The organism is Pseudomonas sp. FW300-N1A1 (assembly GCF_058789115.1).
The window spans coordinates 59,994-80,654 of the sequence record NZ_JBYTBK010000003.1; the positions used below are offsets into that span (position 1 = coordinate 59,994).

The 20,661-nt window shown below is 62.5% G+C and carries 17 protein-coding genes; 11 read left to right on the top strand and 6 right to left on the bottom strand.

Annotation, left to right across the window (positions count from 1 at the left end; translation table 11 throughout):
* Nucleotides 1-18: 18 nt before the first annotated feature.
* The 8 genes from pepP (at nt 19) to gcvP (ending at nt 11,480) form a co-directional block, all read left to right on the top strand.
* The gene (gene pepP / locus AC3WQN_RS03895; protein ID WP_103398734.1) at nt 19-1,353 is read left to right on the top strand and encodes a Xaa-Pro aminopeptidase; all 1,335 of its coding nucleotides are present in this window, start codon (nt 19-21) and stop codon (nt 1,351-1,353) included.
* Entirely contained in the window at nt 1,350-2,537 is a 1,188-nt protein-coding gene (gene ubiH / locus AC3WQN_RS03900; protein WP_103398735.1) for a 2-octaprenyl-6-methoxyphenyl hydroxylase, read from the top strand. The genes pepP and ubiH overlap by 4 nt, the downstream gene beginning before the upstream one ends.
* A 55-nt stretch (nt 2,538-2,592) precedes the next feature.
* Entirely contained in the window at nt 2,593-3,810 is a 1,218-nt protein-coding gene (locus AC3WQN_RS03905) for a 2-octaprenyl-3-methyl-6-methoxy-1,4-benzoquinol hydroxylase (RefSeq protein ID WP_178081876.1), read from the top strand.
* Nucleotides 3,811-3,975: 165 nt separating this feature from the next.
* Nucleotides 3,976-4,977, top strand: coding sequence for an extracellular solute-binding protein (locus AC3WQN_RS03910; RefSeq protein WP_095145909.1), 1,002 nt, complete (start codon nt 3,976-3,978; stop codon nt 4,975-4,977).
* 199 nt (nt 4,978-5,176) lie between these two features.
* The gene (locus AC3WQN_RS03915) at nt 5,177-6,793 is read left to right on the top strand and encodes an ABC transporter permease (protein ID WP_103398737.1); all 1,617 of its coding nucleotides are present in this window, start codon (nt 5,177-5,179) and stop codon (nt 6,791-6,793) included.
* Between the two features lie 155 nt (nt 6,794-6,948).
* Nucleotides 6,949-8,031 (top strand): glycine cleavage system aminomethyltransferase GcvT, encoded by a 1,083-nt coding sequence (gcvT, locus tag AC3WQN_RS03920; RefSeq protein ID WP_103398738.1) that lies wholly within the window; start codon nt 6,949-6,951, stop codon nt 8,029-8,031.
* Between the two features lie 49 nt (nt 8,032-8,080).
* Nucleotides 8,081-8,464: a glycine cleavage system protein GcvH gene (gcvH, locus tag AC3WQN_RS03925; protein WP_103398739.1), complete on the top strand. Its 384-nt coding sequence runs from the start codon at nt 8,081-8,083 to the stop codon at nt 8,462-8,464.
* Between the two features lie 142 nt (nt 8,465-8,606).
* Nucleotides 8,607-11,480: an aminomethyl-transferring glycine dehydrogenase gene (gene gcvP / locus AC3WQN_RS03930; RefSeq protein WP_103398740.1), complete on the top strand. Its 2,874-nt coding sequence runs from the start codon at nt 8,607-8,609 to the stop codon at nt 11,478-11,480.
* Between the two features lie 228 nt (nt 11,481-11,708).
* On the opposite strand, the gene AC3WQN_RS03935 is transcribed toward gcvP, so the two are convergent.
* The 5 genes from AC3WQN_RS03935 to AC3WQN_RS03955 form a co-directional block, all read right to left on the bottom strand.
* Entirely contained in the window at nt 11,709-12,026 is a 318-nt protein-coding gene (locus AC3WQN_RS03935) for a DUF2388 domain-containing protein (RefSeq protein ID WP_103398741.1), read from the bottom strand.
* 66 nt (nt 12,027-12,092) lie between these two features.
* On the bottom strand, nt 12,093-12,542 hold the full coding sequence (locus AC3WQN_RS03940) for an NfeD family protein (protein WP_103398742.1): 450 nt from the start codon (nt 12,540-12,542) through the stop codon (nt 12,093-12,095).
* Between the two features lie 10 nt (nt 12,543-12,552).
* Complete coding sequence (locus tag AC3WQN_RS03945; protein ID WP_095081842.1) at nt 12,553-13,473, bottom strand: SPFH domain-containing protein; 921 nt, start codon at nt 13,471-13,473, stop codon at nt 12,553-12,555.
* Between the two features lie 70 nt (nt 13,474-13,543).
* The gene (gene tfpB, locus AC3WQN_RS03950; protein ID WP_103398743.1) at nt 13,544-15,325 is read right to left on the bottom strand and encodes a type IV pilus assembly ATPase TfpB; all 1,782 of its coding nucleotides are present in this window, start codon (nt 15,323-15,325) and stop codon (nt 13,544-13,546) included.
* Nucleotides 15,326-15,466: 141 nt separating this feature from the next.
* Nucleotides 15,467-15,805 (bottom strand): ACT-like domain-containing protein, encoded by a 339-nt coding sequence (locus tag AC3WQN_RS03955; RefSeq protein ID WP_103398744.1) that lies wholly within the window; start codon nt 15,803-15,805, stop codon nt 15,467-15,469.
* 125 nt (nt 15,806-15,930) lie between these two features.
* Here AC3WQN_RS03955 and AC3WQN_RS03960 point away from each other — a divergent pair, with 125 nt between their 5' ends.
* On the top strand, nt 15,931-16,401 hold the full coding sequence (locus AC3WQN_RS03960; RefSeq protein ID WP_103398745.1) for an Lrp/AsnC family transcriptional regulator: 471 nt from the start codon (nt 15,931-15,933) through the stop codon (nt 16,399-16,401).
* A gap of 126 nt (nt 16,402-16,527) precedes the next feature.
* Here AC3WQN_RS03960 and AC3WQN_RS03965 read toward each other — a convergent pair whose 3' ends face one another.
* On the bottom strand, nt 16,528-17,895 hold the full coding sequence (locus tag AC3WQN_RS03965) for a CYTH domain-containing protein (protein WP_095081837.1): 1,368 nt from the start codon (nt 17,893-17,895) through the stop codon (nt 16,528-16,530).
* A gap of 156 nt (nt 17,896-18,051) precedes the next feature.
* Here AC3WQN_RS03965 and argE point away from each other — a divergent pair, with 156 nt between their 5' ends.
* Both argE and argA read left to right on the top strand, forming a co-directional pair.
* Complete coding sequence (argE, locus tag AC3WQN_RS03970) at nt 18,052-19,200, top strand: acetylornithine deacetylase (RefSeq protein WP_103398746.1); 1,149 nt, start codon at nt 18,052-18,054, stop codon at nt 19,198-19,200.
* A 134-nt stretch (nt 19,201-19,334) separates the two neighbouring features.
* Nucleotides 19,335-20,633: an amino-acid N-acetyltransferase gene (gene argA / locus AC3WQN_RS03975; RefSeq protein ID WP_103398747.1), complete on the top strand. Its 1,299-nt coding sequence runs from the start codon at nt 19,335-19,337 to the stop codon at nt 20,631-20,633.
* Nucleotides 20,634-20,661: the final 28 nt, after the last annotated feature.

Below are 20,661 nucleotides of genomic sequence, written 5' to 3' on the forward strand. Positions count from 1 at the left end.
AGGGACCTCCATCTGCCCATGATCCATATCCCGAAATCGGAATACACCCGTCGCCGCAAGGCGTTGATGGCGCAGATGGAACCCAACAGTATCGCAATCCTGCCGGCCGCCGCCGTGGCGATCCGCAATCGCGACGTCGAGCACGTCTACCGGCAGGACAGCGACTTTCAGTACCTCAGTGGTTTTCCCGAGCCTCAGGCCGTTATCGTCCTGATGCCTGGCCGGGAACATGGCGAATACATTCTGTTCTGCCGCGAGCGCAACGCCGAACGCGAACTGTGGGACGGCCTGCGGGCCGGACAGGAAGGCGCCATCCGTGAGTACGGTGCCGACGATGCCTTCCCGATTACCGACATCGACGACATCCTGCCGGGCCTGATCGAAGGCCGTGACCGGGTGTATTCGGCCATGGGCAGCAACCCGGAGTTCGACCGGCACCTGATGGACTGGATCAACGTGATCCGCTCCAAAGCGCACCTGGGTGCCCAGCCGCCGAACGAATTCGTTGCCCTGGATCATCTGCTGCATGACATGCGCCTGTATAAATCGGCGGCAGAAGTGAAGGTGATGCGCGAAGCCGCGCGGATTTCCGCGCAGGCGCATATCCGTGCGATGCAGGCCAGCCGTGCCGGTTTGTACGAGTTCAGCCTGGAAGCGGAGCTCGACTACGAGTTCCGCAAGGGCGGGGCGAAAATGCCGGCCTATGGATCGATCGTCGCCAGCGGGCGTAACACCTGCATCCTGCATTACCAGAGCAATGACGCACTGCTCAAGGACGGGGATCTGGTGCTGATCGACGCCGGTTGCGAGATCGACTGCTACGCCAGCGATATCACCCGCACCTGGCCGGTCAACGGCAAGTTTTCAGCAGAGCAGAAAGCGATCTACGAGCTGGTGCTGGCATCGCAGGAAGCCGCATTCGCCCAGATTGCACCGAACAAACACTGGAATCAGGCGCACGAGGCGACGGTTCAAGTGATTACGGCCGGCCTGGTGCGGCTCGGTCTGTTGCACGGCGATGTCGACGAGTTGATCGCCAGCGAAGCCTACAAGGCGTTTTACATGCACCGCGCCGGCCATTGGCTGGGCATGGATGTCCATGATGTTGGCGAGTACAAGGTCGGCGGTGAATGGCGGGTGCTGGAAGTCGGCATGGCCTTGACCGTCGAACCGGGCATCTACATTGCCCCGGACAACCTGAACGTGGCGAAGAAATGGCGCGGCATTGGCGTGCGCATCGAGGATGACGTGGTGGTAACCAGACAAGGCTGTGAAGTCCTGACCCGGGGCGTGCCGAAAACGGTCGCCGAGATCGAGGCCCTGATGGCCGCGGCACGGACCCAAGCCGCATGAGCCGCGTCAATCTGGCAATCATTGGTGGCGGCCTGGTCGGTGCCAGCCTGGCGCTGGCCTTGCAGGCTGGGGCCAAGAGCCGTGGCTGGAAGATCGTGCTGATCGAACCCTTCGCGCCCGGCGACAGCTACCAGCCCAGCTATGACGCACGCTCGTCGGCGTTGTCGTTTGGCGCCCGGCAGATTTATCAACGGCTGGGCCTGTGGCAGGAAATTTCCCGTCGCGCCGAGCCGATCAAGCAAATCCATGTTTCCGACCGTGGTCGTTTTTCGACCGCGCGGCTGTCGGCCATGGAAGAGGGCGTTCCGGCCCTCGGTTATGTGGTGGAGAACGCCTGGCTGGGCCAATGCCTCTGGCAAGGCCTGGACAAGGACGTGATCAGCTGGCGCTGCCCGGCCGAAGTCACGCGCATGGAACCGCTGGAAGACGGCTACCGCCTGACCCTCAACGATGAAACCTGCCTTGAATGCGACCTCGCGGTACTGGCCGATGGCGGCCGTTCGGGGCTGCGTGAGCAATTGGGGATCGGCGTCAAGAAACGCCCGTATAACCAGAGTGCGTTGATTGCCAACATCACCCCGAGCGAAGCGCACAACGGCATGGCCTTCGAACGCTTCACCGATGACGGCCCGATGGCCCTGTTGCCGCTGCCGGAAAACCGCTGCGCACTGGTCTGGACCCGTCAGGGCATGGACGCGCAGCGCCTGGCCGACCTGGATGAGCGCAGGTTCCTCAGCGAGCTGCAGGGAGTGTTCGGCTACCGCCTGGGCTCGTTGAAACAGGTGGGTGCCCGGCATCTGTATCCCTTGTCGCTGATCGAGGCCGAAGAGCAGGTGCGTCCGCATCTGGCTGTGCTGGGCAATGCCGCCCACAGCCTGCACCCGATTGCCGGCCAGGGATTCAACCTGTCGTTGCGCGATGCCCAGGCGCTGGCTGAAGCCTTGCTCGCCAACCCGGGCTCCCCGGGTGATTTCGCCACGTTGCAGGCCTATCGCGAACGCCAGCGGCTGGACCAGAACCTGACCGTGGGCTTCTCCGATCAGGTGACCCGCTTGTTCGGCAGCACTCAGCCGCTGGTGTCCCTGGGTCGCAACATCGGCCTGCTGGGCCTGGACCTGTTGCCGCCGGCCAAACGCTGGTTCGCCCGGCAGGCCATGGGCCTGGGAACACGTTCCGATGTTTAAGAAAACCCATTACGTGCGGCTCAAGCCGCAAGCGAGACAGGCTTAAAGCATGGACATGCGCGCAGATCTGCTGATTGTCGGGGCCGGAATGGTCGGGAGTGCCTTGGCGCTGGCGTTACAGAACAGCGGGCTGGAAGTCCTGCTGCTCGATGGCAGCCCCCTGAGCGTCAAGCCATTCGATGCGCAGTCGCCGTTCGAGCCGCGGGTGAGTGCCTTGTCGGCTGCCAGCCAGCGGATCCTTGAGCGCCTGGGTGTGTGGGAAGGCGTGGTCAAACGCCGCTGCAGCCCTTACTCGGACATGCAGGTCTGGGACGGCAGCGGCACCGGGCAGATCCATTTCTCGGCCGCCAGCGTTCATGCCGAAGCCCTGGGGCATATCGTCGAGAACCGGGTGGTTCAGGATGCGTTGCTCGAGCGCCTGCACGACTGCGACCTGGGCCTGCTGGCCAATGCCCGTCTGGAGCAGATGCGCCGTTCCGGTGATGACTGGCTGCTGACCCTGGCCGACGGCCGTACGCTGCGGGCTCCGCTGGTGATCGCGGCGGATGGTGCCAACTCGGCGGTGCGTCGCCTGACCGGCGTCGCGACCCGGGAGTGGGATTACCTGCATCATGCCATCGTCACCAGCGTTCGTAGTTCGCTGCCGCACCAGATGACGGCATGGCAACGCTTTACCGATCACGGTCCGCTGGCGTTCCTGCCCCTGGAGCGTGATGGACAACAGGATTGGTGCTCGATCGTCTGGTCGACCACCCCGGACGAAGCCGAGCGCTTGATGGCGCTGGATGACCAAGGCTTCTGCCGCGAGCTGGAGCGCGCCTTCGAGGGCCGCCTGGGCACGGTGCTGAGTGCTGACCCGCGCCTCTGTGTGCCGTTGCGCCAGCGCCACGCCAAACGCTATGTGGCCGAGGGCCTGGCCCTGATCGGCGATGCGGCCCACACCATCCACCCGCTGGCCGGGCAGGGCGTCAACCTGGGTTTCCTCGATGCGGCGGTGCTGGCTGAGGTGCTATTGCAAGCCGCCAGCCGTGGCGAGCGCCTGGCGGACGTTAAAGTCCTCAGTCGCTATGAGCGCCGGCGCATGCCCCACAACCTGGCGCTGATGGCGGCGATGGAAGGGTTCGAGCGCTTGTTCCAGGCCGACCCGCTGCCGCTGCGCTGGTTACGCAATACCGGCTTGAAAGTGGTCGACCAGATGCCCGAAGCCAAGGCGCTGTTCGTGCGCCAGGCGCTGGGGTTGAGCGGTGACTTGCCGGAGCTGGCCAAGGCCTGAGGCTGATGACCCCATCGCGAGCAGGCTCGCGATGGGGCGACGAACATTCATCACGACACGCCTGTCGCGCAACATTTGGTAACGCCTGCGCGGAGGGATCGGTTGAGAAGGCAAATGTGAGTCCTTATCATTTCGACTCACTTCAAATATCGAGAGACCGCTCCCATGTTGGCACCGAAGCGTCTACTGACAGCCATTGCCCTGACCCTGATTGGTACTGCGGCGCAGGCCGCCGACGAGGTAGTGGTCTACTCCTCGCGTATCGATGAGCTGATCAAGCCCGTCTTCGATGCCTACACCGAGAAAACCGGTGTGAAGGTGAAGTTCATCACCGACAAGGAAGCGCCGCTGATGCAGCGCATCAAGGCCGAAGGTGAAAACGCCACCGCCGACCTGCTGCTGACCGTCGATGCCGGCAACCTGTGGCAGGCCGAGCAAATGGGCATCCTGCAGCCATTTACCTCCAAGGTCATCGACGCCAACATCCCGCTGCAATACCGCGCCGCGTCCCATGCCTGGACCGGTCTGAGCCTGCGCGCCCGTACCCTGGCCTACTCCACCGAGCGGGTAAAACCTTCGGAAATGACCACCTACGAAGCGCTGGCGGACAAGCAGTGGGAAGGCCGCCTGTGCCTGCGCACCGCGAAGAAGGTCTACAACCAGTCGTTGACCGCCACCCTGATCGAAACCCATGGTGCGGCCAAGACCGAAGAAATCATCAAGGGCTGGGTCAACAACCTCGCCACTGACGTGTTCTCCGATGACACCGCCGTGCTGGAAGCCATCGCTGCCGGGCAGTGCGACGTCGGTATCGTCAATACCTACTACTACGGTCGCCTGCACAAGCAGAAGCCGGCCCTGCCGGTCAAACTGTTCTGGCCGAACCAGGCTGACCGTGGTGTCCACGTGAACCTGTCGGGCATCGGCCTGACCAAGTACGCGCCGCACCCGGAAGCCGCCAAGGCCCTGGTGGAGTGGATGACCACGCCTGAAGCGCAAAAGATCTTCGCCGACGTCAACCAGGAATTCCCGGCCAACCCGAGCGTGAAGCCATCGGCGGAAGTCGAAGCCTGGGGCAAGTTCATCCCCGATACCCTGCCGGTTGAAGTGGCGGGTCTGCGCCAGGCCGAAGCCATTCGTTTGATGGACCGCGCTGGCTGGAACTGAGCCACCCGGTATACTGCGCGTGTGGCGAGGGGGCTTGCTCCCGCATGGGGGTGAAGCGCCCCCGAATTGATCGTTCCCACGCGCAACCAAGGGACGTCGCCCCGGATGCTTTGCATCCAACCCTTTCAAGCGTGACGCTGAGCGTCACCGGCCATGTGCCCACGCAGAGCGTGGGCACAATCATTTGAGAGACAGTTTTTTGGCCCATCCCGCCCAACGTCGCTGGTACCCCCTGGTCTTCGCCATCGCCGCGCTGGTCCTGTTACCGCTGAGCGTGTTGCTGCTGTCGTGGCAAACCGTCGACCTGCAAATCTGGTCCCACCTGTGGGACACCCAGATGCCACGGTTGCTGGGCAACACCCTGACCCTGATCCTCGGTGTCGGCGTGGGTGTCACGCTGCTGGGTGTGAGCCTGGCGTGGCTGACCAGCCTGTGCGAGTTCCCCGGACGCCGCTGGCTGGATTGGGCGCTGATGCTGCCGTTTGCGATCCCGGCCTACGTGCTGGCGTTCGTCTTTGTCGGCTTGCTGGATTTTTCCGGACCGGTGCAAACCCTGCTGCGGGAATGGCTGGGCAGTGGCTTGCGACTGCCACGGGTGCGCTCTACCGGTGGCGTGATCCTGGTGCTGGTGCTGGTGTTCTATCCCTATGTCTACCTGCTGGCGCGCACGGCGTTCCTGGCCCAGGGCAAGGGCCTGATGGAGGCGGCGCGGGTGTTGGGCCAATCGCCTTGGCAGGCGTTCTGGCACGTGGCCCTGCCCATGGCGCGTCCGGCCATCGGCGCGGGCGTGGCCCTGGCCTTGATGGAGACGCTGGCGGACTTCGGTGCGGTATCGGTGTTCAACTTCGACACGTTCACCACTGCGATCTACAAGACCTGGTACGGCTTCTTCAGCCTGTCGAGCGCGGCGCAACTGGCCAGCCTGTTGCTGTTGGTGGTGATGCTGCTGCTGTATGGCGAACGCCGTGCCCGGGGGGCTGCGCGGGCCACCAATGAGCGTCCGCGAGGCCAGGCGCTCTATCACCTGCGCGGACTCAAGGCGCTGGCGGCGACCACCTGGTGCGGTCTGGTGTTTGCCTGTGCGTTCGTGATTCCGCTGCTGCAACTGCTGGCGTGGTTCTGGCAGCGCGGTCGTTTCGACCTCGACGAACGGTATGCCGGGCTGATCCTGCACACCGTGTACCTGGGGGCCATGGCCGCGCTGATCACGGTCTGCGTGGCATTGTTGCTGGCGTTTGCCCGGCGCCTGGCGCCAACCCGGACGATTCGCTCCGGGATCAGCGTGGCCAACATCGGCTACGCCTTGCCCGGTTCGGTGCTGGCGGTCTCGATCATGCTTGCGTTCAGCTACCTGGACCGCGAACTGGTGGTGCCGCTGTCGGGCTGGCTGGGCGGTGCAGGCAAGCCGTTGCTGCTCGGCAGCCTGTCGGCGCTGCTGCTGGCCTATCTGGTGCGGTTCATTGCAGTGGCTTACGGGCCGCTGGAAAACAGCCTGGCGCGGATCCGGCCGTCGCTGCCTGAAGCGGCCCGCAGTCTGGGGGTCAGCGGACCGCGACTGTTTTTCAAAGTGTATCTGCCGTTGTTGCTGCCGGGCACCTTGAGTGCAGCGTTGCTGGTGTTTGTCGATGTGCTCAAGGAAATGCCTGCCACCTTGCTGATGCGCCCGTTTGGCTGGGACACGCTGGCGGTACGGGTCTTTGAAATGACCAGTGAAGGCGAGTGGGCGCGGGCTTCATTGCCGGCCTTGACCCTGATTCTGGTGGGCCTGTTACCGGTCATCGGCTTGATCCGTCGCTCCGCTCATCGCATCGGTTAGGTGTCAGTCCTACACCTTGCGGCTACAATGCGCGGCATTCGGTGCGGATCGTCCTTCAGACAGGGTAACTGAAACTGGCTGAAAGCCTTATATTTCAAGGCTTTCACTCATGCAGTGCCTGTCCGCACCTTCGCCAAGCCCGGAAGGAGAAACCCATGGGACAGCGTACGCCTCTGTATGACCTTCATCTCGCACTCGGTGCGAAGATGGTCGATTTTGGCGGTTGGGATATGCCATTGCATTACGGCTCGCAGGTCGAGGAACACCATCAGGTGCGCCGCGATTGCGGGGTTTTCGATGTATCCCATATGACCGTGATCGATGTCAGCGGCCCCCAGGCCAAGGCCTGGCTCCAGCATTTGCTGGCCAATGATGTCGAACGCCTGCACAGCAATGGCCGTGCCTTGTACAGCACCATGCTCAATGAGCGCGGCGGGGTGGTCGACGACATGATCGTCTATCGCCTGGAAGACACTTACCGCCTGGTGGTGAACGCCGCCACCCGCGATCAGGACCTGGCCTGGATGCACGCCCAGCTCGGCGACTTTCACGTGCAACTGCACGAGCGCAGCGAACTGGCGATGCTGGCGATTCAAGGCCCGCACGCCCGGCAAAAGATCGCCGAACTGGTGACCCAGTCACGTGGCGCCCTGATTCAGCAACTCAAACCCTTCGAAGGCCAGTGCGACGGTGACTGGTTCATTGCCCGTACCGGCTACACCGGTGAAGATGGCCTGGAGATCGCCCTGCCGGCCGCTCAGGCGCCCGCGTTCTTCAACGACCTGGTGGGGGCCGGTATCTCGCCGATTGGCCTCGGTGCCCGCGACACACTGCGCCTTGAGGCCGGTATGAACCTGTACGGCCAGGACATTCACCAGGATGTTTCACCGCTGGCCTCCAACATGGCCTGGAGCATCGCCTGGGAGCCGACCACTCGTCAGTTCATCGGTCGCGCCGCGCTGGAAGCCGAACAGAACGCTGGCGTGCAACAAAAACTGGTGGGCCTGGTGCTCGAAGAGCGCGGGGTTTTGCGTGCGCATCAGGTGGTGCGTATCGCCGATGTTGGCGAAGGGGAGATCACCAGTGGTAGTTTCTCTCCTACGCTGAGCAAATCGATCGCCCTGGCTCGGGTGCCAATGGCAACCGCCGACCGGGCAGAAGTGGAAATCCGTGGCAAGTGGTACCCGGTCCGGGTGGTTAAACCGACCTTCGTGCGTCATGGCAAAACCTTGATCTAACCTTTTCTGGCGGACAACGACCGCTGCCATTTTTTTGAGGATACAGAACATGAGCGATATCCCAACCGACCTGCGTTATGCCGAAAGTCACGAATGGGCCCGTCTGGATGAGGATGGCGGCGTGAAAGTGGGGATTTCAGACCATGCTCAGGAAGCCTTGGGTGATGTCGTGTTCGTCGAGCTGCCAGAAATCGGCAAAGTGTTCGCCGCCGGTGATGCCGCGGGTGTAGTCGAGTCGGTCAAGGCCGCTTCGGATATCTACTCGCCAGTCTCCGGTACAGTCATTGCCATTAACGAAGCGTTGGCCGACAACCCGGAACTGGTCAACAGCGCACCCTATGACAGCTGGTTCTTCAAACTCGAGCCAAGCGATACCTCTGAACTGAACAATCTGCTCGCTGCCTCTGACTACAAGGCGGCCATCGGCGAGTAATGTTCGCTGCGCAGGGGCGGCCGAAGGCTGCTCCTGCACCGATCGCGTATGACGCCTTCTTCAAGGGCACTGTGACATCGACTGCTATGCTGGTTTGACCGTATCGCATCGACGCAGAGCGCCAATCAAGAGAGAGCCCGTCATGTCCCAGCTGCCCACTTTGAGCCAGTTACGCGACCCCAATGTCTTTCTGCGACGCCACCTTGGGCCGGACACCGCCGAACAGCAGGCGATGCTCGACAGCCTGGGGCTTGGCAGCCGGATCGAGTTGATCGAGCAGACCGTACCGCCGGGGATTCTCCTGAATCGCGAACTGGAGTTGCCGCCAGCGCTGGATGAAGAGGCCGCGCTGGCAAAACTGCGCGGCTATGCCGATCAGAACCAGGTCTGGACCAGCCTGATCGGCATGGGCTACCACGGCACCCTGACGCCCGCGGTAATCCTGCGCAACGTGCTGGAAAATCCGGGCTGGTACACCGCCTACACCCCGTACCAACCGGAGATCGCCCAGGGACGACTCGAAGCCCTGCTCAATTTCCAGCAACTGACCATCGACCTGACGGGCCTGGAGCTGGCCAACGCATCGTTGCTCGATGAAGCCACGGCGGCGGCCGAGGCCATGGCACTGGCCAAGCGCGTGGCGAAGTCGAAAAGCAATCTGTTCTTCGTCGACGAACACTGCCATCCGCAGACCATCTCCGTGGTGCGGACCCGGGCTGAAGGCTTTGGCTTCGAACTGATCGTCGACTCGGTGGATAACCTCAAGCAGCACCAGGTATTCGGTGCGCTGCTGCAGTACCCCGATACCCACGGCGAGATCCGTGACTTGCGCCCCCTGATCGCTCACCTGCACGCTCAGCAGGCATTGGCCTGCGTGGCGGCTGACTTGTTGAGCCTGCTGTTGCTGACTCCGCCGGGTGAAATGGGCGCGGACGTGGTGTTCGGCTCGTCCCAGCGGTTTGGCGTGCCAATGGGTTATGGCGGTCCGCACGCGGCGTACTTTGCCAGCCGTGATGAGTACAAGCGGGCGATCCCCGGACGGATTATCGGCGTCTCGAAAGACGCCCGTGGCAACGTTGCGCTGCGCATGGCCCTGCAAACCCGTGAACAACACATTCGCCGCGAGAAGGCCAACTCGAACATCTGCACCGCACAGGTGCTGTTGGCCAATATCGCCAGTTTCTACGCGGTCTACCATGGCCCGCAGGGGCTCAAGCGCATCGCGCAGCGGGTCCATCGGCTCACCTGCATCCTCGCTGCGGGACTTGAGCGCAAAGGTGTAAGCCGGCTCAACCCGCAGTTCTTCGACACCCTGACCCTGGAGGTCGGTGGCAGCCAGACCGCAATCATCGAAAGCGCCAAGGCCGCGCAGATCAACCTGCGCATTCTCGGGCGCGGGCAGATCGGCTTGAGCCTCGACGAGCAGTGTGATGAAAGCACCGTGGCCAAGCTGTTCGATATATTCCTCGGGGCCGATCATGGGCTGGAGGTGGCCGAGCTGGACAACGAACCGCTGCCGTCCGGGATTCCTCAGGGGCTGATGCGCACGACGCCGTATTTGCGCCATCCGGTGTTCAACGCCCATCACAGCGAAACCGAGATGCTGCGTTACCTCAAACAGCTGGAGAACAAGGACCTGGCGCTCAACCAGTCGATGATCCCGCTGGGCTCCTGCACCATGAAACTCAACGCCACCAGCGAAATGATCCCCATCACCTGGCCCGAATTCGCCAACCTGCATCCCTTTGCACCCAAGGAACAGGCGTTGGGCTACGGGTTGATGATCGAGGAGCTTGAGCGTTGGTTGTGTGCGATCACCGGTTTCGACGCGATCTGCATGCAGCCCAACTCTGGCGCCCAGGGTGAATACGCCGGGTTGCTGGCGATCCGCAAGTACCATGAAAGTCGTCAACAGGGCTCACGGGATATCTGTCTGATCCCGGCTTCAGCCCACGGCACCAACCCGGCGTCGGCGCAGATGGCCGGCATGCAGGTGGTGATTGTCGATTGCGACGAGGCCGGCAACGTCGACCTCGAGGACTTGAAGGCCAAGGCGATGGAGGCCGGCGACAAGCTTGCCTGCCTGATGGCCACGTACCCCTCGACCCATGGCGTATACGAAGAAGGCATCAGCGAAATCTGCGAAGTGATCCACAGTCATGGCGGCCAGGTATACATGGATGGCGCCAATCTCAATGCCCAGGTGGGGCTGGCACGCCCGGCGGACATCGGCGCCGACGTTTCCCACATGAACCTGCACAAGACCTTCTGCATTCCTCACGGGGGTGGGGGGCCGGGCATGGGACCGATCGGTGTCCGCGCCCACCTCGCGCCCTTCGTGGCCAATCACCCGGTGGTACCGATCGAAGGGCCGGACCCGCAAAATGGCGCGGTCAGTGCCGCGCCCTGGGGCAGTGCGAGCATTCTGCCGATCAGCTGGATGTACATCGCCATGATGGGCCCGCAACTGGCCGATGCCAGCGAAGTGGCGATCCTCTCGGCCAACTACCTGGCAGAGCATTTGTCCGGGGCGTTCCCGGTACTCTTCAGCGGGCGCAACGGGCGGGTAGCCCATGAATGCATCCTCGACCTGCGACCGCTCAAGACGCTGACCGGGATCAGTGAAGAAGACGTGGCCAAGCGCTTGATGGATTACGGCTTCCACGCGCCGACCATGTCCTTCCCGGTGCCGGGCACCTTGATGGTCGAACCTACCGAGAGTGAATCCAAGGCGGAATTGGATCGCTTTATCGGCGCGATGCTGAGCATCCGGGCGGAAATCTCCGAGGTGCAGAACGGCAACTGGTCCGCCGAAGACAACCCGCTCAAACGCGCGCCCCATACCCTGGCGGACCTCATCGGTGTTTGGGACCGGCCCTACAGTATCGAAACGGCAGTGACCCCGGATGCACACACCAGGGCCCACAAGTATTGGCCGACGGTGAACCGGGTGGACAACGTCTACGGCGATCGCAATCTGTTCTGTGCCTGTGTGCCGGTGGATGAGTACCGCTGACAGGCGCGGGGTGACGAACGCATGCCCTGTGGCGAGCGAGCTTGCTCGCGCTGGGCTGCGCAGCAGCCCCAAAGCCGGCACCGAGTTGTATCTGCAGCCTGCAATAGTCCTGTCGGGGGGCGCTTCGCACCCCAGCGCGAGCGAGCGCCCTCGCCATGGTCTGAAGTCGATTTCAGCGGATAAAAAAATGCCGCTCATGTGAGCGGCATTCTGTATTGCATCAATGAATCACTGTTGTGCGACGGCGTTCTTCGCCAGGATCGCGTTGGCCAACTCCATGTCGGTGGCCTTCAGGCCCGGGTTGTCGGCGCGTACTTTTTGCATCGCGGACTCGAGGAACGGCCCGCGAATGTTGCCGTCACTGGCGACAAAGCTGCCGGCATCGTCCTGGGCGGCGACGATCATCTTGTGATCCTTGAAGGTCAGGTAGGTGGACGCAGTGGTCGCACCGGAGGAAATGACTTCCTGCCAGAAGCTATCAGCCATTGCAGACCCTGCAGACAGGGATAGCAAGGCGAGGGTGGCAGTGGCCAGTTTGAAACGCATGGGGTGACTCCAGTTTGGGTTAACTGGCGGCTTTGATCGCAGTTACCCCAAACGAGTTCCGTGCCTTCAATCGGCGTGTTCAACCTTGAGCATCACCCCCTCCAGACCCACTACCCGGACCCTGGCACCTGCTGGTGAATCAGGCCCCTTGGCGATCCAGACACCATCCGCCACCTTGATCTTGCCGCGGCCGTCGACGATCGCCTCATGCACCACAAAGACGTTGCCGACCAACTCCTGTCCGCGCAGGTTGAGGTGGGGTTGATCGCTGACCCGAACCACACTGTGCTGGCGGCGCCACCAGTACAGGGCGGTCAGGATCGACAGCACGCCGAACAGCAGGAGCTGCAATTCCCAGGACAGTTGGGGCATGACAAAGGTCAGCACACCCACTGCCGCTGCGGCGAGCCCGATCCACAGCAGGTAACCGCCGGCACCGAACACTTCCAGGATCAGCAGGAGCGTACCCAGCGCCAGCCAGTCCCAATACGACAGGTGTTGTAGAAATGCCCACATAACGCGTGCCTCAGGCCTTTTTGCTGTCGAACGTGGCTTTGACGATCTCGCCGATACCACCTATCGCGCCAATCATCTGGCTGGCTTCGAGCGGCATCAGGATCACTTTGCTGTTGTTGGCCGAGGCCAGTTGGCCCAGGGCGTCGATGTACTTCTGTGCGACGAAGTAGTTCACCGCCTGCACGTTGCCGGTGGCAATCGCTTCGGACACCACCCGGGTCGCCTTGGCTTCCGCTTCGGCCTGACGCTCACGAGCCTCGGACTCCAGGAACGCCGCCTGACGACTGCCCTCGGCCTCGAGGATCTGCGCCTGCTTCTTGCCCTCGGCGGTCAGGATGGCCGAGGCTCGCAGGCCTTCGGCTTCGAGGATTTGCGCGCGCTTGATCCGCTCGGCTTTCATCTGCCCGGACATTGCCGCCATCAGGTCGGCGGGCGGGCTGATGTCCTTGATCTCGATCCGGGTAATCTTGATACCCCACGGTGCAGTGGCTTCGTCGACCGTGCGCAGCAGTCGTTCGTTGATGGCGTCACGCTGACTGAGCATCGCATCCAGCTCCATCGAGCCGAGTACGGTACGGATGTTGGTTTGCAGCAGGTTGCGTACCGCATGTTCGAGGTTGTTCACCTCATAGGCGGCCTGCGCGGTATTGACCACCTGGAAGAAGCACACGGCATCGATCTGCACCGTGGCGTTGTCGGCGGTGATGACTTCCTGCGGCGGGATGTCCAGCACGCTCTCCATCATGTTGATCTTGCGCCCGATGCGGTCCATCACCGGGATGATGACGTTCAGGCCGGGGTTGAGGGTGGTGGTATAGCGGCCGAATCGTTCGACCGTCCATTGATAGCCCTGGGGCACAACCTTGAAGCCCATGAGCAGGATGGCGACCACCAGGGCGAGGAACAGCAAAAGTACACTACCGATCTGCATGAAAAATCCTTGTTCAAGTCAATAAAGGGGTAGGCCTGAGTGTAGCGGCGTGATGGCCAGTTGGGGCCTACTACTTCTGTTCACTTTGTTGCGTTACCCGCAGCACTTCTTCAACCGTCGTCAGCCCCGCCGCCACTTTCTGCGCACCGGACAGCCGCAGGCTGCGCATGCCGTCCTGATACGCCTGGCGACGGATGGCCAGCAGGTCGGTGTCCGGGGTGATCAGGGCTTTAAGGGCGTCGGTCAGTGGCATGATTTCGTAGACCCCGGCGCGGCCGCGATAGCCGGTGTCGCGGCATTCCAGGCAGCCAACGGCGCGCTGGGCGTTGCTGGGCAATGGCGCTTGCCAGGGGCGCGTCAGGGTGTGCCAGTCGTCTTCGGTGAGGCTCAAGGGGGCTTTGCAGTGCGGGCATAAGGTTCGCACCAGACGCTGGGCCATGACCCCGAGCACGGTGGCCTTGATCAGGTAGTGTGGTATGCCCAGTTCCAGCAGGCGGCTGATGGCGCCCGGGGCGTCATTGGTGTGCAGGGTCGAGAGCACCAGGTGACCGGTGAGTGCCGCCTGTATAGCCATTTCAGCGGTTTCCAGGTCACGGATCTCGCCAATCATGATGATGTCCGGATCCTGCCGCATCAGGGCGCGCACGCCGCTGGCAAAGGTCAGGTCAATGTTGTGCTGGACCTGCATCTGATTGAACGCAGGTTCCACCATCTCGATCGGGTCTTCGATGGTGCACAGGTTGACCTCTGGCGTCGCGAGTTTCTTCAGGGTGGTGTAGAGCGTGGTGGTCTTGCCTGAACCGGTGGGGCCGGTGACCAGAATGATGCCGTTGGGCTGGCGAGTCATGTCCTGCCAACGGCGCAGGTCGTCGACGGAAAACCCCAGTTGGTCGAAGTCCTTGAGCAGCACCTGCGGGTCGAAGATCCGCATGACCAGCTTTTCCCCAAAGGCGGTGGGCAGTGTCGACAGCCGCAGTTCCACTTCACCGCCGTCCGGGGTCCTGGTCTTGACCCGGCCGTCCTGGGGTTTGCGTTTCTCGGCGACATTCATTCGCCCCAGGCTTTTCAGGCGGCTGACCATGGCCACGGTGACCTGTGGCGGGAACTGATAGACGTTATGCAGTACGCCGTCGATGCGAAAGCGCACGGTGCCTTGCTCGCGCCGGGGCTCGATGTGGATATCGCTGGCGCGCTGGCCGAACGCGTACTGGAACAGCCAGTCGACGATGTTGACGATGTGCGCATCGTTGGCGTCCGGCTCCTGGTCGCTGGCGCCGAGCTTGAGCAGCTGTTCGAAGTTGCCCAGGCTGTTTGTCTGCTGGTCGGTGTGGCTGGCGCCACTCACCGATTTGGCCAGGCGATAAAACTCCACGCAATAGCGCTGGATATCGGTTGGGCTCGCCACCACGCGTTTGATTGGGCGCTGCAGTACGTGGACCAGGTCGGCTTCCCAACCGCGTACGTAAGGCTGCGCGCTGGCCACGACCACGGCGTCGCGATCGATGGCGACGGCCAGAATCTTGTGGCGCTGGGCAAAGGCGTAGGACATCAGCGGGGTGATGTGCGCGACGTTGATTTTCAGCGGGTCGATGCGCAGGTACGGCTGGCCGGCCTGTTGCGACAGCCACAGGGTCAGGCTTTCCAGGTCCAGGCGCTTGCCGGGGCGGTGCAGGTCGTCGAAGTGTTGGCTGGCGAGAAATTCCAGCGGGTGCAGCTGGCTGTTGGCGGCGTTGCGTCGAGCGCCGAGCGCCTGTTCGGCGGTGTCCTGACTGATGAAACCCTGGGCGACCAGGTCGCGCAGCAGGTCATTGAGATCCAGCCAGCGATCCTGAGTGGCGAGTTGAACGGACATCCGGACTCCTTAGAGAAACGATCCTGCACCTGTGGTGTAGAGGGGTGCGTCTCTGACCACGGATTGCCAAGAATAGTCCCCGTCGGTGCCGACCGTTCGGCCGCTGCCCAAACAAGCATTGCGGGATTTTACCGGCGTGTTTCAGCCCGCCGCCTGCACGGGCTGCGCCCAGTGTGAGTCGGCCGCTTGCAGGTCTACCGAGCACACGCTGATCAGGTTACGCAGTTTTTCCGCGATCACCTGGGCGCGGTGCCAGCTCAAGCCGTCCATGACGATATCGAGTGCCAGCAGGTCGTCCCGGCGCTCTACGTTGACCGCTTGTGGCACCAGGAACTGCAGCGCAAACAGGTTCAGTGCCCGGCACAGCAGGTCCGGCTCGGCTTCGGCGAGCAATTGGTAGCGCACGCGGCAATGGGCGTTGTTGACGTTCCAGACGTCGGCACGGGGGGAGCAAGGGCTGACGGCTTCGAGCGGGGGCATGGTTTTTCTCCAGATCAATGGAGAAATTTTTACATTCGGTGCCGGGTATTTCTTATCTATGATGGGCGTTATTGCTGATTTATAGAATTGTTCTATTCGTCAGATCACTGATCTTGAGGTTTTTTATGCATAGCGAGCTGGATACGTACGACCGCAAGATTCTGGCGCTGCTGCAAGAGGACGCTTCGCTGTCCAGCGCGCAGATTGCCGAGCAGGTCGGGCTATCGCAATCGCCGTGCTGGCGGCGCATCCAGCGGATGAAGGACGAGGGTGTGATTCGCGCGCAGGTGACCTTGCTCGACCGCAAGAAAATCGGCCTCAACACGCAGATCTTCGCCGAGGTCAAACTCAACGCCCACGGGCGTTCGAACTTCACCGAATTCACCGATGCGATACGCGGTTTTCCGGAAGTGCTGGAGTGTTATGTGCTGATGGGGGCGGTGGATTTTCTGCTGCGGATCGTGACGGCGGACATCGAGGCCTATGAGCGCTTCTTCTTCGAGAAGCTGTCGATGGTGCCGGGGATCCAGGAGGTCAACTCGATCGTGGCCTTGTCCGAAATCAAGTCCACGACGAGTCTGCCGGTAGTGCGCTGACCCGACACTGATCGTTCCCACGCTCTGCGTGGTAATGCCTCAAGGGACGCTCTGCGTCCAGGTGACGCGGAGCGTCACCGGCTGCATTCCCACGCGGGAGCGTGGGAACGATCATCATCGCGATGATTACAGACGCAGCAGAGTCTTCCACGCGCGGTTCTGGTACACCGCAATCGCCTGCTGCTTGCGGGCATCGAGGACCTCGTCGGTGATCGACTCGTTGGCCAGGTGCGCCAGCTTGTTCAGTTCACCGTACAGGCGGTCCATTTCCGGGATGTCCAGCACGCCACGGGCGTGGTGCAGCCAGGCCTGGATGCGCTCGATGCGTGGCAGTTGCTCGGCCAGGTCTTCCGGCTGTTGCTGGTAGCGTTGCAGTTGCAGCGAGGTCGCCTCTTCGCCCAACAAGCGTGGCAGCCAGTTGCCCAGTTGCGCGGCGCCCTGGCGATTGCCACGGGTGTTGCGGTCGGTAGTCCAGGTGCGGGCCAGCAACCAGCGCGAGGCGTTCAGCGAGAACTGACCCCAGCGTGGGTCTTCGAGCTCTTCGAGGAACTGCTCCGGCGCGGCCTTGCGCACGTCTTCATCGTCCATGCCGGCTTGAACCAGCGGACGCCAGTCTTCGAGCAAGGCATCCAGAGCGACGCGCAAGTCGTGGGTCGACTGGCGTGGTGCCGCCTGGCCAAGGCTGGCGATCAGCGCGCGCAGTTCGGCGAGGTGCTCCACCCAGTCCAGCAGCAGGCGCCAGTGGCCATTGAAGCGATATTGCTCGGCCAGACGCTGGCTGCTGCCCAGCAAGTGCCAGCTCAGGGCGGCGAAGGCGTCGTCCAGTGGCATCTCGAAACTCAGTTCCGGCGCCGGCAAGCTCAGCGAGTAGCTGTTGGCGTCGAACAGGCGATAACCGCGTTCGGCCTTGCTGATGTCACACGGCATCAGCGCCAGGGTTGCGGCCAGCTCGGCGGCCAGTTCCAGCAACGCCGCCGGCTCGCCTTCGCGCAGTTCCAGTTCCAGCTCGCAGATTTCTTCCTTCTGCTTGCCCGCTACTACGTGGCCCAGGTCCAGAGCGGCTTCGATGACGACTTTGGCCTTGCCACGGCCCCATGCAATTTCAGCGTACTCGCGCACGAAATCGGTGGTGAAGATTGGCTTGAGGGTCTTTTTGTCCAGTTCGGCCAGTTCTTCAGGCCAGCATTCGCCGTCCAGTTTCTTCACGTCGAGCTTGGCTTTGGGCAGGTTCCAGTTGTGCTCGTTCCGCTCGGACAGGCCGGCGACACTCTGGCCGCGGGTCTTGAGGGTCTGAATCACCTCTTCGCCGTCACGGCGCAGGCGCAGGGCAACCTTGGCCAGGGCCAGGTCACGCTCTGGCGTGTCGAAGTACTGGTTCATCAACTCACGGCGTTCCCAGCCACTTTTGTTGCGTTTCTTCAGTAATGGATGCTCGCGCAGGGCAGCGAGGGTTTCGCGGCTGACGCGGAGTTTGATTTCGGTTTCTTTCTGCATGGCCGGAAAATCCAGGATCGGGAGCGCAGCCGGGGGAATGTGTGGCTGCCAAGGCCGTGCAGTGTACAGCACTCACCCGGGCTACGCGCCGCGACGGTTTATTCCTGTCACCGGATGGTTCTATGATGGACTTCACTTCGGGAGTTGGAGTCAGCGATGCCTTTGCCGTCCATGAAAGACCAGTTCGCTGCACTGATCGCCACGCCGTCCGTCAGTTGCACCCAAGCCCATCTGGACCAGTCCAACCGTCCGGTCATCGACCTGCTGGCCACCTGGCTCGGTGACCTGGGTTTTGCCTGTGAGATCCAGCAGGTCAGCCCCGGAAAATTCAACTTGCTCGCCAGCTTCGGCTCCGGCCCGGGCGGCCTGGTGCTGGCCGGGCACAGCGACACGGTGCCATTCGATGGCGCCCTGTGGCAGACCGACCCGCTGAAACTGACCGAAGCCGACGGGCGCTGGATCGGCCTGGGCAGCTGCGACATGAAGGGCTTTTTCGCCCTCGCCATCGAAGCCGTGTTGCCCTTGCTGGACAAACCGTTCAAACAACCGCTGATGATTCTCGCCACCTGTGACGAGGAAAGCTCGATGTCCGGTGCCCGGGCCCTGGCGGCGGCCGGCAGGCCGTTGGGCAGGGCGGCGGTGATCGGCGAGCCGACGGGGCTCAAGCCGATCCGCCTGCACAAGGGCGTGATGATGGAGCGTATCGACATCCTTGGCCAAAGCGGCCATTCCTCTGACCCCAGGCTGGGCCACAGCGCACTGGAGGCCATGCACGATGCGATGGGTGAATTGCGTGGACTGCGGTTGCTCTGGCAACGCGAGTTCAATAACCCGCAATTCGGCGTGCCGCAACCGACGCTGAACTTCGGCTGTATCCACGGCGGCGACAACCCGAACCGGATCTGCGGTCAGTGCTCGCTGGAGTTCGACCTGCGACCGTTGCCGGGCATGGACCCGCAGGCGTTGCGTGCGGCGATCCGGCAGAAGCTTGAGCCGATTGCCGAGCGCCACCAGGTGAAGATCGACTATGCGCCGCTGTTCCCTGAAGTGCCGCCATTCGAGCAGCCCGAAGACAGCGAATTGGTGCGGGTGGCCGAACGATTGACCGGCCACAGTGCCGAAGCAGTGGCGTTCGGCACCGAAGCGCCTTATCTTCAGCGCCTTGGCTGCGAAACCGTGGTGCTGGGCCCGGGCGATATCGCCTGCGCTCACCAGCCGGGAGAATTCCTTGAAATGTCACGTTTGCAGCCTACCGTGCATCTATTACGTCAACTGATCGAACATTACTGCCTGGTCCCGGCTTAAATCCCGGGGCAATCCACCCGTATTCATGAGGAGAGCGCGCGTGTCGCCAAGCCTGTTCCGACGATAACCATCAGCCCGCTGTGCGTCTTGCTTCGTCTTTTTTTCGGCTGCTATTTATTACAGGTGCAGGTGTTATGCCCGATTACGTCAACTGGCTTCGTCACGCGTCCCCTTACATCAACGCTCACCGCGATTGCACCTTCGTCGTCATGCTGCCTGGCGATGGCGTCGAACACCCGAACTTTGGCAACATCGTCCACGACCTGGTGCTGTTGCACAGTCTGGGGGTGCGGCTGGTGCTGGTCCACGGTTCGCGCCCGCAAATCGAAACCCGCCTCGCCGCGCGCGGCCTGACCCCGCACTATCATCACGGGATGCGCATCACCGATGCCGCCACCCTGGAGTGCGTGATCGATGCGGTCGGTCAACTGCGGATTGCCATCGAGGCCCGTCTGTCGATGGACATGGCGTCCTCACCGATGCAGGGTTCGCGCCTGCGGGTGGCCAGCGGCAATCTGGTGACGGCACGGCCGATTGGCGTGCTGGAAGGCGTCGATTATCACCACACCGGCGAAGTGCGCCGGGTCGACCGCAAGGGCATCAACCGCCTGCTGGACGAACGCTCCATCGTACTGCTGTCGCCGTTGGGTTACTCGCCCACCGGGGAAATCTTCAACCTGGCCTGCGAAGACGTCGCCACCCGCGCCGCCATCGACCTGGGGGCGGATAAGTTGCTGTTGTTTGGCGCCGAGATGGGCCTGATCGACGAGAACGGACGTCTGGTCCGCGAATTGCGTCCGCAACAGGTGCCGGCGCACTTGCAGCGCCTGGGTGCCAACTATCAGGCCGAGCTGCTGGATGCCGCCGCCGAAGCCTGCCGGGGCGGTGTTGGCCGTAGCCACATTGTCAGTTATGTCGAGGACGGCGCGTTGTTGACCGAGCTGTTCACCCGTGACGGCGGCGGTACGCTGGTGGCCCAGGAGCAATTCGAACTGCTGCGCGAGGCGGCCATCGAAGACGTTGGCGGTTTGCTGGATCTGATCAGTCCTCTGGAAGAGCAGGGGATTCTGGTGCGCCGTTCACGCGAAGTGCTGGAGCGCGAAATCGAGCAGTTCAGCGTGGTCGAGCGTGAAGGGATGATCATTGCCTGTGCGGCGCTGTACCAGATCGCCGACTCGGACGCCGGTGAACTGGCCTGCCTGGCCGTGAACCCGGAATACCGTCACGGTCGTCGCGGCGATGAACTGTTGGAACGGATCGAAAGCCGGGCTCGCGCCCAAGGGCTCAAAACCCTGTTTGTCCTCACCACGCGCACCGCGCACTGGTTCCGTGAGCGCGGCTTTGTGCCGAGCAGCGTAGAGCGTCTGCCATCGGCGCGGGCGTCACTGTACAACTACCAGCGCAATTCGAAGATCTTCGAAAAAGCCCTCTGAACGGATCGCTGCAGCCTTCGCCTTTGCC

Bases quoted from the DNA above. Each gene is read 5' to 3' on its own strand.
- pepP (WP_103398734.1), top strand. From the start codon at position 19: ATGATCCATATCCCGAAATCGGAATACACCCGTCGCCGCAAGGCGTTG.
- ubiH (WP_103398735.1), top strand. From the start codon at position 1,350: ATGAGCCGCGTCAATCTGGCAATCATTGGTGGCGGCCTGGTCGGTGCC.
- AC3WQN_RS03905 (WP_178081876.1), top strand. From the start codon at position 2,593: ATGCGCGCAGATCTGCTGATTGTCGGGGCCGGAATGGTCGGGAGTGCC.
- AC3WQN_RS03910 (WP_095145909.1), top strand. From the start codon at position 3,976: ATGTTGGCACCGAAGCGTCTACTGACAGCCATTGCCCTGACCCTGATT.
- gcvT (WP_103398738.1), top strand. From the start codon at position 6,949: ATGGGACAGCGTACGCCTCTGTATGACCTTCATCTCGCACTCGGTGCG.
- gcvH (WP_103398739.1), top strand. From the start codon at position 8,081: ATGAGCGATATCCCAACCGACCTGCGTTATGCCGAAAGTCACGAATGG.
- gcvP (WP_103398740.1), top strand. From the start codon at position 8,607: ATGTCCCAGCTGCCCACTTTGAGCCAGTTACGCGACCCCAATGTCTTT.
- AC3WQN_RS03935 (WP_103398741.1), bottom strand. From the start codon at position 12,026: ATGCGTTTCAAACTGGCCACTGCCACCCTCGCCTTGCTATCCCTGTCT.
- AC3WQN_RS03940 (WP_103398742.1), bottom strand. From the start codon at position 12,542: ATGTGGGCATTTCTACAACACCTGTCGTATTGGGACTGGCTGGCGCTG.
- AC3WQN_RS03945 (WP_095081842.1), bottom strand. From the start codon at position 13,473: ATGCAGATCGGTAGTGTACTTTTGCTGTTCCTCGCCCTGGTGGTCGCC.
- tfpB (WP_103398743.1), bottom strand. From the start codon at position 15,325: ATGTCCGTTCAACTCGCCACTCAGGATCGCTGGCTGGATCTCAATGAC.
- AC3WQN_RS03955 (WP_103398744.1), bottom strand. From the start codon at position 15,805: ATGCCCCCGCTCGAAGCCGTCAGCCCTTGCTCCCCCCGTGCCGACGTC.
- AC3WQN_RS03960 (WP_103398745.1), top strand. From the start codon at position 15,931: ATGCATAGCGAGCTGGATACGTACGACCGCAAGATTCTGGCGCTGCTG.
- AC3WQN_RS03965 (WP_095081837.1), bottom strand. From the start codon at position 17,895: ATGCAGAAAGAAACCGAAATCAAACTCCGCGTCAGCCGCGAAACCCTC.
- argE (WP_103398746.1), top strand. From the start codon at position 18,052: ATGCCTTTGCCGTCCATGAAAGACCAGTTCGCTGCACTGATCGCCACG.
- argA (WP_103398747.1), top strand. From the start codon at position 19,335: ATGCCCGATTACGTCAACTGGCTTCGTCACGCGTCCCCTTACATCAAC.